This window comes from Planktothrix sp. PCC 11201, assembly GCF_900009135.1.
Taxonomy (GTDB): Bacteria; Cyanobacteriota; Cyanobacteriia; order Cyanobacteriales; family Microcoleaceae; genus Planktothrix.
This window is the reverse complement of record NZ_LT797701.1, coordinates 1-18,721: the sequence shown is the minus strand read 5'-3', so window position 1 is coordinate 18,721 and position 18,721 is coordinate 1. Positions and strand designations below refer to the sequence as shown.

Genomic DNA, 18,721 nt, shown 5'->3' with positions numbered 1-18,721 from the left:
TAGTATGTCATTGGAAGGATAATATTGCCGGAACTGGAAGGATAATATTGCCGTGACTGTAGCTGTAACATTCATTCTGAGGTTAAGTAGTCACCCGACATCTGCAACAGTTGGAAGCATAAGATTGCCGTTAACTAAAAATGGAACCATAAAGCTGCCAAAAATTTAAGATTTTTTCAAAAGATGAAGAAGTAAGATTAAGTCAAGCACTCAAGCCAGTGCCAAGGAGACTTGGAGGTAAAAGCTTTACCTCAGTACCCAAGAAAAACAAGGCATTAGTTGTGAGTCGTATATTCGTGTGAGATGCTAGAGCATCTCCAATCCAATTGGAAGCATATATTTGCCGGAGTCAATTGGAAGGATAAACTTGCCGAAACGGCAATATTATCCTTCCAATGACATAGTAGATAACTTCATGTCGCACGCCCCTGGTGACAGCTTCGCTATATCTACCCCTACACGACACGGGTGAAGTATAAGTGTTCCGAAGGTCACAGCACTTGTTTCCGGGACAGTAATTTTTTGGTTCGTTTCACTAACAGTTTTCTCGGCAATACTTTGCTGTTCAGGCTTCCAATAATGTTCCTGTGCAAAAGGATAGGTTGGGATATGAATTTTACGTGCTGTAAGTTCGCGATAAAATAATGACCAATCAATACTAATCCCCTGTACCCAGGCAGCAGCTACTTTTTCCAATTTTCCTTTTTGTATCCATTGAGCGATAATTTGCTCAGACTCATCATCAGCGAAAAGATGATTATTCTTGCTCTGTCCAACTCTGGCATACCAACTCGAATCTTTTAGAGCTTCATCTTTTGCAAAAGCATTTAATTGTGCGATTAAATTCGGGATATTTCTGACTAAAAAAATGCAGCGTTCTCGCATCGCTTCGCGTCCCAGATGGAGTGTAAATGCTAAATCAGTGAGGCTGATTTCTTCGCTTGTGGTTCTACTTAAATGTCGGTTTTCCAAAAACACTGCTAATTTTTCCGCATAAGCTTTAAGGCATTCCGGCGTTTTTGCAGATAGAGGAATCAGAACTGATTCCGCTTCGATTTTTATCTGAGGTACTGACTGATATTCCCGAACTACAAGATGAACATTAGTACCACTATGACCAAAAGAATTCAATGCTGCGGTTAATGGCTCACCTTTGCTCGTCCATTCAATGTGCTGAGTATTGATATAAAACGCAGAATTTTCTAATTCGATCGCTGGATTGAGTTCTTCAAAATATAGCATTTTAGGCAGTTGACGATCGCGCATCGACAATAAAATTTTTATTAACCCAATAACACCAGAGGCAGCACCAGTATGACCAATATGAGATTTGGCACTGCCCAGCGCACAAAATTGCGTTTTATTAGTAAACTGTTTAAAAGCCCGCTTCAACGCATTAGCCTCAACTGTATCCCCTAATTTTGTACCAGTTCCATGAGCCTCAATATAACTAATGGTTTCTGGGTTAATTTGATATTGCCGATAAACAGATGTCACTAGTTCTTCTTGCGACAGACCACTGGGAGCCGTAATACCATTGCTTGCACCATCCTGATTGGCACCAGAAGCTTGAATAACACCATAAATAGGGTCTTGATCTCTGATTGCATCATTAAGTCGCTTCAACACAACCACACCAACACCTTCAGATAACACCGTACCATCACAGGATTTATCAAAAGTCCGACAGCGACCAGTAGAACTTAACATTTCAATCTGTGACAATGTAACAAGTGCTTTTTCTTGAAGAGTGGCAAAAACTCCCCCTGCTATTGCCATCGACGACTCACCACTACGTAAACTTTCACAGGCTAAATGAATCGCTAGTGCAGAAGACGAGCAACCAGTATTGACCACCAAAGCGGGTCCTTTTAGGTTGAGGTAGTAGGATAAGCGGGAGGCAACAATGGCATCGGAAGAACCAGTAAAGGTTTCGTGAGTGTAGTTGGTAGATTCAGCACCAATAAATACGCTAACACGAGAATTTTCTAAGTTTTTCGGATTGTAACCTGCATCTTCTAGTGCTTTCCAACTTTCACTCATAATTAAACGCTGATGAGGATTCATTGATTCAGCTTCTCTGGGGGTGATGTTGAAAAACAGTGGATCAAAACAATCTCGCTGCTCTAAAATACCCCCCCATTTACAATAGGTTTTTCCTGCTTGTTTGTCTGAACTAAACAAATCTGGACTCAGATAATTTTCTGGCAACTCAGTAACACCATCATGCCCTTGAATAAGATTTTGCCAAAATGTATCAATGTCTTTTGCTTTAGGGAATTGACCTGACATACCAATAACAGCGATTTCTTTACTTATTTCTGTTTTGTGTTCGTTAGACGCTAGCTTTTCTGGCTGATTTTCCGGCTCACTATTTAGCGTCTTTTCTACTTTAGTTTTTGGATCGGGACTGAGGTTGTGATCGACCAACGGTACGCGATTTTTTGGCAGTTTGTTTTGAATTATTTCTCCATAAGTATCTACCAAATAATTACTCAGATGTTTAATGTTTGTGTAATCAAACAAAATAGCAGTATTCATGGTAATTCCGAATTCTTTGGCAAGATTGTCAATAAAACCAATGCCAAGAATGGAATCAATACCATAGTCAGAAAATGACACTTGCCGATCGATACTCGCTTGTGCCATATCTAAAGTTTCGGCAAGATATTTCAGAATTACTTGAGCTACATATTCCCGAAGTTTTTCGGCAGAAATCTCTGACACAGATTGTTTTTGCTCTAAAAGTTGGTCTTGAGTCAAAGGTACTTCCGGTGCTACAGGTATTGTAGATTTCGGGGATGATTCGACTTGATTTGACTGCTCTGTATTCTGCTTGTCTACGATCGCAAAACCGTCACTTTCGGTAACTATCACTTGCTGCCCTAATTCATAGGCAGCTTGCGCTGGCAACAAAGTCGAAATAAATCCTTCTTCTTTTAAAATCTTCAGCCAATTTTCAAGCTTAATTAGTGGAGAACCTGAGATGCGTAAGTCTTCATCTTCATACAGCCACCAGCCATCTAATAAACCAAAGGTTAATGTGCCAATAATTGATTTTTCAACTACTTCATTGAGCAATAATAAGCCATGACGTTTCAGTGCTGTTTTAGTATTACGAAGTGTTTGCCTAATATTTTTGGTTGCGTGCAAGACGTTGGTAGCGATGACAATATCATAAGTACCAGGCTCTATTCCTTGGGGCGCTAACGCTTGTTCAATATTAAGTTGCTTGTAATTCAAATAGGAATAATCTAGACCATACGTTTTTTGGGCGTGGATTAAAAAGGCTTTGGAAAGGTCAGTATAACAATATTCATTTATAGCATTCTGAACCGATCGCAGTTGTGGCAAAACTAATGCCGTAGTTCCCCCCGTACCTGCACCTATTTCCAAAATCCGAATTCTGGTTTGTGGATCTGCCTGAATCCGCTGACGAATATAAGCTTCGGCAGTTTTAGCAACAAAGTTATTAAAATAGTCAGATAGCGCATTCCTTTGATACATATTTTCTACTTTTTCCATTGAAGATTTAGGAAAAAGAATATCCGTAGCTTGGATGTTTCCCCGCAGAATTTGTGGCAAGTTTCTCAGGCAGCTATCTAATAGATCGATCGCAGCTTTCTTTTCTGGCTGGTCAAAAAATGAGTTTCGATAATTTTCCCAACCTTGCCAAACTTTGTCCGCTTCATCTATTTTGATATGAGTAGCAACCTCAACTCGTTCACCTTCAAGCCTGACATAACCATAGTTTTCCAATAATATTAAGCAGCACTCATGCCACCAACGGCTATATTTTTTGATCGCCCCAGCTTGTTTTTGCCAATCCTGACTTTCTTTCTGCTCACCTGGGATTAAAAATATCCCCATTTTTTGGAGTTGGACAAACAACAAACGTAGTAACCAATCGTTAAGTTCGTTCCTGAAATCTTTATCTAAAAGACGTGCTATTTCTGCCTGTTCACTGGTATCTTTATTTGTCTCATTCTCAGAGAAAAGACTGTGAATCCAAGAATCTGCTTCAGGTTTGTTGAGAGTAATTATCTGGGTTCGATCACATCCCATTAATCCCTCCACAGCTTTTGAAGCACCTAAACAAATTACTTGTTTAACAAGTCCTGCTCTGAGTAGATATACAAATTCATCAAAAAATTCGCAACCCTGACTATCAGAAATTAAATTATAATGACCAATCAAACGCTTCTCTGTTTCGGTGCCTGCCAGTGATGCTTGCCAGTAACCCCAATTAATAATACCTACAGGGAAGGCTGCACTATTGTCTATTGAATGTACAAAAGTATCAGCACTAGTGATTCCAGATGCATATCCCGCACTATCACGAGAGGATAAAAAGGAAAAAGCTTGAACCGATGAAAAATAACACATAAAGTCTAAGGCTTCATTTTTGAATGCCTCATAAAAATATGGTGCGCCTTTTTTCTTCGTATCTAAGACCTCATTAAAGTCTACCTCGCTGGTCTGAGCGATCGAATTATCAAACTTAAATACCAGTGCGGAGAAAATAGCACCATTAATTTGAGGATAATGTTGTTTGATTTTTGCGACAGCTTGAATCATGGACAAGCGATCGGTAACATCAGCCTGAATATAAACTGGAACGCTCTTTTCATCTATTGCCTGGAACGCTTTTAACTTTTCCTGTACAGCAGCAGAAGTCAGCGGACTACGACCCAGCCAAACCACTTTAGCCTGATATTTTTGGATCAGATAGCGGGAAATAATCGTGCCAACAGTTCCCGCTCCTCCCATCAAAACATAAACACCACCAACTTTTAAACCCCCTACCCGTGAATGCACTGCTGACAAAGCTTGCCAATCAAGCTTGAAAAAACGCTGTTTGTAGCGCCAGCCAGCCTGCAACTTGGTTACATCACCTCGATCGGAGGGAGTTTCGCTTAATATCATACTTGGTAGGGCTTGCTGTTTTTCTGCACTAGCCAAATCTTCCCGTGACAAGTCAATATTTCTGACGCGAAAACGATGATCGCCCTGCGCCACTGAGTATCCAAGACCACTAATACCACCATGATTAGGAATTGTTGCACTGTTATCTACACGATAGTTATCCAAGGTCAGGAGAACACAATCAATAAAAGCATTATTCTGTAGACATTGTTTCAGTGCTTTAACAAGCCGCAACAACTGAATTTCGCTTTCTTCGATCGTGCTTGGGAAGCCATCAAGACAAAGAAAGTAAACGCTATCAATCTGTGAATATCCTTGTAAGCAAGTCTGAAAGCCATTAGGGTTGTTGACATCACAATACCATTTATTTTCTGATACCTGTTTAGTTTCCAGTCCTAATTGAATTTCGATCGCTTGGGATACATTCTGTTGCTGGAAGAAGTTAAAGAGCGTTTTTTCAAATTGCGATGTAGATGCAAAATAAACCAATAAAACAACCTGATTTGCTTCGATCTTAGTTTTTATTTGTGGCTGTTGCTCCCATTTTAAAAGATAGCTAAGTTCTTGGAGAGATTTTTGTTCATTAACTGTTGGTTTCTGCGACTCGGTAACAGAGATTTCGGTAGTTACTTGCTCATTATATTCTGGGGAGAAATCTAGCCAGAAATGTTGGCGGGAAAATGGATAACCAGGAAGATTAATCCGAGATGGCGGTGTAGCACCATACAGCATAGACCAAGGAATATCATAGCCTTGGCAATAAAAACTAGCTAAAACCAAAAGATTTTCCCAGTACAAGTTTTCATCATTGGACGATATGCGAACTTTTTCCAGTAATTCATTTATATAATTGCTGATCGCCTTTTGACCACGAAATTCGGTAGGTACTTTACCGTGAAAAATATGAAAGTTTTGCTCTGAATCCTCTGATTTTGTCAAACTATAAATAGCATCAGCTACATCTTGAGCTATGATCGCCAAACGGTATTGAAAATGATGACGACCTGCAAACAAAGTATAACTAATATCCTCCAATGTGACATCATCAGCCACTCCATCTTGCAAGAACTGAATCATAGCCTTAACTCTAAGTTGCAGTGCTTCTTCAGTTTTTGCTGACAAAACAAGCAGCGAATAAGGTGGGGCTAGCCGCTGTTTTTTTCTGTTGAGTCGATAGCCCTGAACTATCATCAAGGCATTTGTGCCACTCATCCCAAAAGCACTCACCGTACCAATGCGTTTTTTGTTTGGTCGATCGATCCAAGGTTGATTAGCCGTATTGACATAGAGAGAACTTTTATCCCCGGAAATAAACTCATTTCCCTGAGCAAAATTCAGGCTTTTCGGAATAATTTCATGACGAAGTGCTTGCACCAAACTGACAAGACTAACAAGACCTGAAGCCGAAAAAGTATGACCAAAATTGGTTTTATTAGAAGCGATCGCACAGGGATGTTCGCTAACCTTAAATACTTCATTAAGTGCGTTTAGTTCCACAGGATCGCCTAACTTAGTACCAGTCCCATGAGTCACAATGTAATCAATATCCTGTGGACTAACCTTAGCTCGTTGATAAACATCCGTCGCTAACTCAGCCTGTGAAACGCCGCTAGGTGCAGTAATACCATTAGTTTTCCCATCATAATTAACGCCACTAGCCAAAATTAACGAATGAATCGGATCGCCGTCAGTCAGTGCCCGACTTAAACGCTTCAGAACAACCACTACAACTGCTTCACCCGGTACTAAACCATTAGCACGTCGATCGAACGCATAACAACAACCATCATTAGACAGCATACCTGCTTGCGCCATGCTGATATAGCCGTAGGGTGTCAGCATCAGATTTGCACCTGCTACTATTGCTGCATCGCATTCGCCTTGCCGTAAACTCAAACAAGCTTGATGCGCCGCCACAAGCGAGGAGGAACAAGCAGTATTAATCGTCATTGTTGGCCCTTTCAAATTTAAGAAATAAGCCAAACGAGCGGCGAGAATACTTGAATGATTAGAGGTGATGTTTCCCTCTTTAACACGCAGATAATAATCCCCTTCTTCAGCACCAACAAAAGTACCAATTTTTTGGTTATTGAGATGATGGAAGCCATATCCAGCATCTTCCAAAGCATTCCAACACTCTTGTAATAAATGTCTTTGCCGGGGGTCTATGTTTGCTGCTTCTCGTGGGGAAATTTGGAAAAATAGGGGATCGAATTCGGCAACTCCGGGAATACAGCCACACCATTTTCCGTTAGTTTTATTGGTGTTTTGACTACGGTTTCCATAATACTTGCGCCAGTCAAAATAATTGGGCGGAATTTCTTCTACAGCACATTTACCTTCTGCTAAGATATTCCACATTTGTTCAATATTATAAGCTTTAGGAAATCTACCACTCATCCCAATAATGGCAATGGGTTCATTGTCGATCGCCTCCGGTGTTGCACTAGGCGCGATAGGATCATCTATTTTGGGGGGAGCAACTTCTTGGGAAGAACTTGGCATCACATCATTTTCTATTTCTGTTTTTACCTTTTCTTGATAAAAACCTTGGATAAACTTGCTATGTTCGCTTAAAAAATATTGCGAAAGTGCTTCCAAAGTGGAATAACTAAAAAACAAAGCAGGTGTTATTTCCAGTTGATAGTGTTCGCTAAGGCGTGTCGCAAAATTCAATAAGCTAATGGAATCAAAGCCAAAATCAGCTAAATTACTTTCTCGATCGATCTGTTCCCAAGGTACTTTCAGTTGGTCGGCAATAATATTTTTTAAATCCCATAATACTGACTCTTCCAGACTCAAGCCTCTTAGCTGCGATCGCGTCGATGCTTGACTTACAATTGATTGATTCACAATTGATTTATTTAAGGAAGTTTGAGTCAGTCCTAAAAAGCCATAAATTCGGTTTGGCTGTCCGACTAATACCATATACTGTGGTTTATTTTGGCGCAGGATTTTATCTAAAATTGCCAAACCTTCCTCAGTTTCTAATGCCCGCTGACCACTAGAGCGCAAATACATTGTAGTATTTTCATCTGTATTAAAGCCCATTCCGCCTTCTTTCCAAAGCGGCCAATTTATTGCTACTGTCTTACCTTGGCGGATACCCTGCTGTTGTAATTGATTGCGATAGGCAGCGAATGCCATTTGAAAACGATTGCCAATGGCATAGTCACAAGTACCAAAGTCGCCCAATATTGCCGCAGAAGAGGAAAAATAGCAAACAAAATCAAGCGGTTGATCGCGGCACAGATCATCAAGGATCAAAGTTCCCGCAATTTTAGGCGATAACACCTTTTGAAAAGCATCGATAGTTTTATCGAGGATACTTGCATCACCAGCAATACCAGCGATATGAAAAATACCATTTATATTGCCAAAGCGATTTTTAGCTTGTTCAATGCCATTTCTCATAGCGCGAGCATCGGATACATCTGCTTGGATATATTCAACTTTTGTTCCCAGTTGTTCCAGTTGGGTGATTCTGTTTTTAATCTTTTCATCTAAAGGCGATCGACCAGTCAAAATTAAATTAACGGCTTTGTTTGATGTTTTTGCTGTTGAGTTAGTAGGTTGATGAAAATATTGTGCTAGATATTGCTGCACAAAAAAACCCAAACCTCCACAACCACCTGTAATCAGATAAGTACCGCCAGGTTTGATTGCTGATGCTACAGTATCACTATCGCTCAATACAGTTTTTTGGATCTGACAAACGTAGCGTTGTTGTTTTTGAATCAATACTGTTTGTGCTTTCGGCTGTTTGAGTTCCGAGAAGATCTTTTGACTCCATTCTTGCATAGAAATAGCTTGCCCTTGCCAAGGATTTTCCTGATAAAGTCCTGTGACTTGGATTCCAGGCATAATTAGCTTTAAGGAGCGTTCAAACCCAAGCCAGGATTCGAGATAACAACGTTCTAAGGCATTGGAGAAAGAAGCCACAAGTAGGAATCGGGAAGGTTTTAAAGTGCTTTTAGCTAGAGCTTGCAAAATAAGTGCGATCGCAGAAGGATCAAACAAGCAACGTGAATCCTCAGTCGGCCATAAATAAAACAGTGCATCTACCTTGCCATAATTTTTATCAATGTCTGTAAACACCTGACGATAGCTTGCCATATCAGCTGAATCAACCGTATAAACATGAGCAGACTGTTTGCTATAAGTATCACCTTGCAAGATGAAAATAATATTGATCTTCGGGTCAATAGCTTGCATTGCTTCGATCGTTGCCTGCCGATTTTCGGAATCAGATAGAAAATAAATTACACTTTTGTAGCTGACAGAAATAGGAGTATTACTTAAAGACTGTTCCTGCCAAACTTCCTCAAAAGTCATTAACTCAGTGCTTTGTTCAATATCAGTTTTACGAGTCTTTTCTTTTACCTGATCTCTTGTCAAATCCTCTGTCTTTGTTTCTATTACTTTATCCAACCAATAAGTTTCTCGCGCAAAAGGATAGGTAGGTAAGGAGATGCGACGAGGACGGTTTTCACCATAAAGTAAATTCCAGTCTAAGCCTGTACCTGCTACCCATAAAGCAGCAAGTTTGCGGTAATCCTGTTGTTTTAAGATGGTGTCAATAAAAGCTTGTCCAGCATCACCTTCTAAAAGTAAATCGTTTTTGTTACTTGTGGATTTAACCCTACCTTGATATAGTTCCTGAGTATTAGACTTGCCCTCAATAAACTCTGTTAAATATTTCACTACATCCGTTAAACTGTTAGCAACAAAAGCTAACCGTTCTGACATTGCCTGTCTACCAATCTGAAGTGTATAAGCTACATCCGCTAGTTCTATTTGGCTATTATATCTATTCAGATAAGCTCTTAGATTCTGAGCCAAAATTTTGAGACGCTCTTCATTTCTGGCTGACAATACAATCAGTGCGGGTTGATTTTTGACTGCGGTGTTTGTTCTAGTTTCAACAAACTCTTCTACTACTAAATGAGCGTTCGTGCCACTGTAGCCAAAGGAACTCACAGCCGCACGTCTTATACTAGCTTTATCGGTCAACCAATCTTTGACTTGGGTATTGACATAAAAAGGACTTTGTGAAAATTGAATGTTTTCGTTGGGTTCTTTATAGTGCAGCGACGGGACAAGTTTTTGATTTTTTAAACACAGTAAGGTTTTAATTAATCCGCATACACCTGCGGCTGTAGTGGTATGACCAATATTAGTTTTTACTGAGCCTAGAGCACAGTACTGTGTTTGGGTGGTGAATTTTTGATAGGCAGCAGTAAGGGCATTTACCTCTATGGGATCGCCTAGTTGCGTGCCCGTACCATGAGCTTCAACATAGCTGATAACACTAGGATCTATTTGGAATTTACGGTACACCGACTCAATTAAAGCGGTTTGAGATGGACCGTTCGGTGCCATAATCCCGTTAGTTTTTCCGTCTTGGTTAATAGCCGAACCAATAATTAAACCATATATTGAATCTCCGTCGGCTAATGCTGAGGATAGAGGTTTGAGAACGACAACACCAACCCCTTCACCAAGAACAAAACCATTAGCTTCCCGATCGAACGCTCTACATACACTGTCAGGAGATAACATCCCAGCACCTTTCAAGCCGACGTGCAAGGCAGGGCCAATCAGCGTCGAAGCACCACCAGCTAAAGCCATGTCACTTTGCCCAGAACGAAGTTGTTCGCAAGCAAGATGAATCGCCACTAGAGATGAGGAACAAGCGGTATTAATCGGAATACTGGGGCCTTTCAAGTCTAGAAAATATGAAACTCTAGCAGGCAATATAGCCTCGCTATTAGTCATTGTGTATGAAACATAACCCGCACGTTCGCCCTCTTTCACACCATAGTTTGTCGCTGAACAGCCAGCAAAAACAGCGCAGGAACTACCCTCTAGCGATCGCGGATTATACCCAGCATCCTCCAAAGCCGCCCAAGTCTGTTGTAAGAAAAGTCTCTGCGCCGGGTCCATCCATTGCGCCTCTTGGGGAGAAATTGCAAAAAACAGCGGATCGAATTCAGCAATATTATCCATGAATCCGGCTTGCCACTCAGAAGTATCTAGCTCGAATGGCAAATCATTCATTGACTCTCGTTGCCAGCGCGATCGCGAAATCCGAGTCACAGAATTTTTACCCGCAACTAAGTTATCCCAGAATGTATGCAGATTATCTGCTCCTGGCACACAGGCAGACATTCCGATAATAGCGATCAGTTCCAGGTTTCTTTGTAAACTGTTTTCTGGTGTTTGAAACTTGCTTTGAGTTTTCCCTTCGGGATGTTCTTGTTTAACCGCAGTCTCTACTTTTTCCGGTTCTATTACTGGCGGTTGTTCTACTTTTTCTACTAATGATTCTGTAAGGCGAGAAGCAAAGGTTTCGACAATATGCGCCGCCATAGTTTCAATAGTGGTGTAATTAAATAAATCAGGACGTTTCAGACGAATCCCCAAACGCTTATTTAATTGGTTAATAATTGAAACCGACAAAATCGAATCCACACCGTATTCAAAAAACGGCACATCAAGTTCCACAGCAGTATGTTTTATTTCCAGTGCCTCTGCAAGAATTTCCCCAATCACCGCTGCAACTTTTTTAATTATTTTTGCAGGATGATCGGCGTTTTTAACTGGAGTAATAATGCTTTGATTAACCTCATTCTCAGAGTCTAAAATTTTCAGATCTGCTTGATTTTCCTGTGTTTGATGTTCCCAAATATTTTTCCGCAAACTCCAGCCATCACTTTGACCAACAATAATGTGCTGTCCCAATATTTCGCTTTCACCAGGCTCACCCAGAGACACAACGCGATCGAAACCTTCCTCTGCCAGCAAACTATGCCACGAATGGGCACTTAACAAAGGCCCGCCAGACATCCGCTCTTGGGCATCTTGATAGCACCACCAGCCTTCTAATAACCCGAAAGTCAAAGTCGCAAAGCTTGTCAGAGTCGTAGCTTCATTTAAAATTAACAAGCCGTGCCGTTTTAATAAAGCTTTAACGTTTTGGATTGTATTGCGAATATTTTGGGTGGCGTGCAACACATTTGCTGCTAAAACTACATCGCAGACAGGTAAAGTATCTCTCTGGCTTCCCCAGTCTTGCTCAATGTCTAAACGTTGAAATCTAACAAAGGGATAATATGAGCCATAACGACGACGACCGTATTGGACAAAATGCTCGGAAATATCAGTGTAATAATATTCTACATATTGCTCGTATGGTGCTAAACCTTGCAAAATTTCGCTACTCATACCACCGATTCCGGCACCAACTTCTAAAAAGATAATTTTTTCCGGCATGAAACCTGACTCTTTTTGACAGTCGGCTAGGCGTGCTTTAACGTAGGCAACTACTGCATCTCTGGCTTTAGTATTCAGCGCCTCAGAGATTTTTCCCTGATAAACACCTTCGACTAATTCCATCGATGCTTCTGGAAAGATAATATCTGTTGCAGCAACAGATCCCCGAATCAGATCTGGGTAAGCCTGTAGGCAGATTCGTAACAATTTTTCATACGATGCTAGTTCGGGATAGGGTTTTAACCAGTTTTGATGTTCTTCGTTTTGTTTCGGCAGAGTGTTTTTTACTTCAATGTACGAACCATTCTTTTCAATAAAACCTGCTTTGTTCAACAAGTTCAGCCATTCTTTGTGTAATTGATGATAGTGTTTTGGAATGGCTAATTTATTTGCTAGTGCTTGTGTTTCATATTTTTCACCGGGCTGACAAAATACACCCATCGTCTGAAATACATGCAGAAGTAAATAACAACCAAGACGATCCAACTGTTGAAAAGCCTGTTGATGGCGCTGTCTATCTGACAGTGAGATTGAGGAAAATTGGGTGGCAGCAATCACGGAATCAATACCGCTAAGTGAAGCATTTTTCTGAGATTCATACATGATTCCTGCATTGTCTAAACCAAAACGGCTTAAAGTACTGGGTTGGGCTTTAAAATAAGCAATTTGTGTGGCGCAAGATGCTAGACACCGCTCAACTACCTCCATCCCCTCTTGGGGATTAATCGATCGCACTCCCTGTTTAGCCATTCTTTCACGGTAATCAGCAGTGGCAACAACGCCCACTTCGCCCCAATAGCCCCAGTTGATAATTTTTACTGGATAGTTTTGTTGCTGATTCTGGTGTTGTGCCCAAGCATCTTCAAAGGTACAGGCAGCAGCGTAGTTGCTCTGTCCGGGATTGCTCATAAAGGACTGTCCAGCAGAGAAAAACAATAGGAAATCTAAAGGTTCATTGGCTAGGACTTGCTGAAGCACCACATTGCCCTGTACTTTGGGAGCAAGTACTTTTTGTAATGTTTTCTCATCCATATTGGCGATCGCGCGATCGTCCAAAACCAAAGCTGAATGAATCACTCCGTCAATAGTTCCAAAATGTGCTTTTGTATGCTGTATTACTCGCTGCATTGCCTCAAGATTGCAAACATCGGCTTGCTGGTAGGATACTTCGGCACCAGAGGCTTTTAATAGTTGTAAAGCTTCTGGTGTCAAAGCCTCAAGGCTACGCCGTCCCACCCATACGAGTTTCGCTTGCACGTTTTCCCGTAAATACTGGCTGAGTACCAAACCCAAACCTCCGGCACCACCAATAATCAGATATACGCCTTGGGTTTTGAAGGAACTTCCCGGAATGCTGGCTAGATTGGCTTGGGTGAAAACATTTTGATAAAAATGTCCTTCCCGCCAACATAAAACGCGCCCATTCGCTGGTGCTTTCAGTGCAGTTAGTGCTTTGGCAAAGTTTTGGCTTTGTTCGGGTGTCCACAATGTTTCCCGATTAATATCAACGCAGCTTACTTGCCAAAGTTCGTATTCTTTGGCTAACGACTGAACAAAACCGATCGCATCTGCACCATCTGGGATAATCTTCTCCGATGCTTTACACGCTTGGGTTTGCTGAGTCACGATTTTTAGGGTCAGTTCGTTGGCATAGCAGTGATAGGCTAATAGTGCTTGAATCAAACGGAAAAGTGCGATCGAACTGATCGACTGTTTATTCTCAAAGCGTTTTAGGTTTAATTCTAAATCAAGGGTTTTATCCGGTTCTGGCATTATAAAGTAGATGGTTAAGGCTCGACCTTGTTCCAGCAATGTTTCTAATGCTAGTTGAGGAGATGCCAGAGCGATTTTAAAGGCATCGCGATCGCTAATATTTAACTTAGACAAAGAGTTATCGCCAAGCTCAAAGTCGATCGTTTGATTTGTAGGATTTTGTTCATAGCATTTTTTAATATCATCTTTCACATCAGACATTGTGGGTGGATAAAAAATTAGAACAGTTTCCGATGCTATTACTGATTTTGGGTTATCGTTGGAATTCGATCGCTTAAAATCGAGGCGTTTCCATTGCGGCAAATAAAACTTTCCACCTAACTTTGTTGGATCTTTTATATTCGGTTGATTAATATCGTTGCTGGGTTCTGGTTTGTGAACAATTGATTCAGTAAAGTTAATTTTATTAGGTGTACTAATCCAGTAAGTATCTTTGGCAAAGGGATAGGTGGGAAGGGATACTCGATGATAAATCTCACCTTTATAAATTCGCTGCCAATCTAAATCAAAACCTTTGAGATAAAGGTTAGCCAAAACCATTAGGTTATCTTTATAAGCGATTCGATCGGCTTCAGTTTCGAGATCCCCTGTATGCTGAAGATTTGTCACTGTCAAATCAAAAACTTTTTGGCAAAATGCCTGTTCTGGCGGACTCATTTTTTCACGGCCAATCAAACTATCTAAAGATCTATTGAGGGAATTTTGTAAAGCTGCTAGTGAATCAACGACAAAAGTGTAGCGTTTTTTCAAGTGGGCGCGACCTGTATTTAAGGTATATGCGATCGCTCCTAGACTTCCCGGCTTTTCTTGATTTGTCAAATACTCATTTAAATCGCTGATTTTCTGTTTTAGGGCTGCATCTGTTTTAGCTGATAAACAGATTAAATAAAATGGTTTTTTGCTGTCTGCAATTGATCGCACAGGCGCTTCTTGAACAACGAGATGGGCATTAGTTCCACTGTGTCCAAAAGAGTTAATCCCCGCCATTAGCGGTTCACCTGACTCGGCTTTCCAATCTTGTAATTGCTCGGCAATATACAAACCCGTATCATTAAAATCAATTAAAGGATTAAGTTGATTAAAATGTACTAAACCAGGCAATTGGCGGTGTTTCATACATAACAAAACCTTGACCAAACCGATCGCACCCGCAGCCGCAGCCGTGTGTCCTATATTCGATTTCACCGAACCTACACCACAACGGAATCCCGACTCTGAGTTAATAGAAGAAAATACTTTCTTCAGTGCATTCGCTTCAACAGGATCGCCCAACTTAGTTCCTGTACCGTGAGCTTCAATATAACTAATTTTACTGGCATTAATATTAAATTCTTGATAAATTCGCTCAATCAATTTTTCTTGTGCGAGTCCGTTAGGTGCAGTAATACCATTGCTTCTGCCATCTTGATTAATACCACTACCTTTAATAACACCATAAATTAAATCACCATCATCCAGCGCATTCTGCAATTTTTTTAACACCAATACGCTAACACCTTCAGACAAAACAGTGCCATTAGCAGCCGCATCAAAAGTGCGACATTCTCCAGAAGATGACAACATTTCAATCGAAGATAAACAGACCAATAACTCGCTATTTAGATTAGTAAAAACTCCTCCAGCCAGAGCGATATAGTTCTCTCCCCGACGAATACTTTCACAAGCTAAATGAATAGCAACTAAGGAAGATGAACAGCCAGAATTAATCACCATAGCTGGTCCCTGCAAATTGAGAAAATAAGAGAGTCGGGAAGCAACAAGGGCTTCGGAGGAGCCAGTAAAACCCTGTTTAGCATAGCTGTTTGGCTCACAACCAACATAAATGCCGCAACGCAATTGTGAAAGTTGATCGTTCACAAGACCAGCATCTTCCAAGGCTCGATAAGCTTCCTGCATAAATACTCGCTGAGAAGGATTCATCTCGGCGGCTTCTTTAGGAGAAATTTCAAAAAATAAAGGGTCAAAATAAGCTTGTTCTTCTAAGATTCCACCCCATTTGCAATAACATTTTCCTGGTGCTGGCTGTGGGCTATACATTGAAATATCAAGACGACTGCCTATCAGTTCGCCTACACTATGAATACCTGCTTTCAGATTTTGCCAAAATTGCCGAATATTAGTTGCGCCAGGAAACTGACCTGACATACCAATAATTGCTATATCACGAAGATCCCGATCGCTCTGGCTAATATCTATGTTTTGGTTTTTCGCTGTTTTTGTGACTCTGATTTCGCTAATTTCGCTTTGGTTTTCTTGAATTTTAATTGATGGTTTTTCGGCGGATTTTATGAGTTTAGATAGCTCGTTCTGATAGCGATCGACAATAAACCCAGTCAGACGTTCTACAGTGGCGTAATTAAATAACTCTGAGGGATTTAACTTAATTCCTAACGCCTCATTAATCCGATCAACAAAGGCAAGCATCAAAATAGAATCCACACCATAATCTGAAAAAGTCGTATGAGTATTGAGCCGACTTTGTTCAATCTTTATACAGTTGCTCAATTCTCTCATCAGACTAGCTTCGACTAAAGCGACTATTTCTGTTAAGAAAAACAACGCTTTTTCCTCTTGTTTAATAGGGGTTAAAGTGGTTACTTTTTTGCTAATTACAGGCGAATTTGTTATTTGACCATCGCTTTGGGCGATGATAATTTGCTGCCCCAAAGATTGAGCTTTTTCATCTAACAGAATAATTTCATAAAAATGCTCTTTTTCTAACATTAACCGCCATTTTTTTGCTGACAGAGCAGGCGATCCTGGTAGACGAATTTGTTCATCTTCATATAACCACCAACCATCCAATAAACCGAAGGTCATTGTCAGAAAAGGTGAAACTTCCGACAACTCATTTAAAACTAAAAGCCCATCACATTTGAGTAATGTTTTTACATTTTGCAGAGTTCTGCTAATGTTGCGTGTAGCGTGCAAAACATTGGCTGCTATAACAATATCGATACTATTTAGATCGAAACCTTGTTCAGTTACAGCTTGTTCAATATTTAACAACTGTGTTTCTATAAATGAATATTGCTGACAAAAAGTTTCTTCAGCGTGAATTAGAAAGCGTTTTGATATATCAGTATAAATGTAGCGCAATCGATCGCCATAAGGATTAAGTGCTTTAAACAAAAAGGTACTTGTGCCACCAGTACCAGCACCTATTTCCAAAATATTTATTTTTTCTTTTTGACTGAGGTTTGGCAGTGTTCTTTGTACGGCAGCAGTTACAACATCAGCTACTCTTAGGTTGAAATATTCAGAAGAAGGATGCTCTTTATAAATTGCTTCTACCAGTTCCATTGAGGAATGAGCAAATAAAACTTCTGTAGCTTGTTTGTGACCAGTCAAAATTTCTGGTAATTCTTTAAGACAGGGAATCAGAATATCCAGTTGTGGCTTTAATTGGGGATGAGATTTACATAACCGATCGGCTTCCTTCTCTAGTTCAAACAAGCAAATTTGTTGCTCAAGAAGATCGGATGTTTCTGTTAACAATATTTTTGAGTTGTGTTCTCTAACTCTCTCGGCCCGAATGAGAATCTGAATAATTTCAGCCCATAAACGACGATATTTGTCTAAAACACCACTCTGCTTTCTTAACTCTTCAATATCACACAAATCTGTCATGGATTCCCAAACACCAAGCGTGTTTAAAGCTAACAAAATCCCATTAACAATAAATAATTCTATTGATTTGCGAGGGTGAGTTGATGATGGTTTCATTATTAATTAATGTCCTTTTTTTTTGAAGTTTGGTAAAAACAATAAGTCCTAAAATTTATTGTATAACGGTGTATTGGCGATCGCCTAAAATTGATCAGCCTCGCTCAATAAGCGGTTAAGCATAGAAGAACGATCTGGCAACGAAGCAATTAGAGTATTTTTGTTGTGCAAAACCCCCAATTTTTTCAAAATTTCATCGGATGCTTTAGTCACGATTACTTGTTCTGAGTCCTGAGCTAATATTCGTTCTAAGGCTTCCATTCCTTCCCGATCGCTAAGACCATAAATACCCTGTTTTTCGAGATAGGTTTCATACTGTTTATATGTGTTGGAATCATCTAGTTGTTGGCGTGACCAATAACCCCAGTTAATGGTTTTTATGGGATAGGTTACTTGCTTGTTCATTTCATGAGCCAAAGCATCTTGAAACATACATCCTGCTATGTAACTACTCATATTTGCTGACATAAATTTTAAGCGTTGAGCAAAACTTTGCATGGAGGAGAAGAACACTAAAAAATCCAAAGGCTCGTTTTTAAGTACAGAGTAAAGAGCTAGTGCAGATTTAACTTTGCTATCATAAGAACCAGCACGGAACTGCTCTTTATTAAGCTTGTGTATAGGTACACCTTGAGCGACCATTACTAAGTTAAACACACCATTAATGTTTTTCTTTTCTTGTTTAATTTGATCGAACACTGCTTTGGTTTCTTCCTCAGACCAATTTTTTATGGTAATGTATTGGGGACGAGATCCATAAGTTGCGATCGCTTCAATTTTTTTGTCTATTAACTCATCATGTTCCCTTCTCCCTAGCCAGATAACTTCTGCTTGATAGGTTTGTACTAAATATCGAGTTATAATACCACCTATGTAACCCGCTCCGCCAGCCAGCACATAAACGCCTTTGTTGCGTAAAACACTGCTTACCTGGTGAGGTAAATCTAACTGCTTCAATTTTCTGGCGTAAGTATTTCCATTTCGTTCCACAACTACATTTAAAGTTTGACGATCGCTATTC

The 18,721-nt window shown here is 40.2% G+C and carries 2 protein-coding genes; both read right to left on the bottom strand.

Translation table 11 applies throughout. The annotated features are described in order from the left end of the window. Positions 1 to 384 precede the first annotated feature (384 nt). Positions 385 to 17,700 (bottom strand): SDR family NAD(P)-dependent oxidoreductase, encoded by a 17,316-nt coding sequence (locus tag PL11201_RS25955; RefSeq protein ID WP_144017725.1) that lies wholly within the window; start codon positions 17,698 to 17,700, stop codon positions 385 to 387. 84 nt (positions 17,701 to 17,784) lie between these two features. Beyond that, the coding region (locus tag PL11201_RS10310) for a KR domain-containing protein (protein ID WP_159451527.1) at positions 17,785 to 18,721 on the bottom strand (937 nt) is incomplete at its 5' end.

Coding starts and splice junctions, on each gene's coding strand:
- PL11201_RS25955 (WP_144017725.1), bottom strand. CDS start 17,700: ATGAAACCATCATCAACTCACCCTCGCAAATCAATAGAATTATTTATT.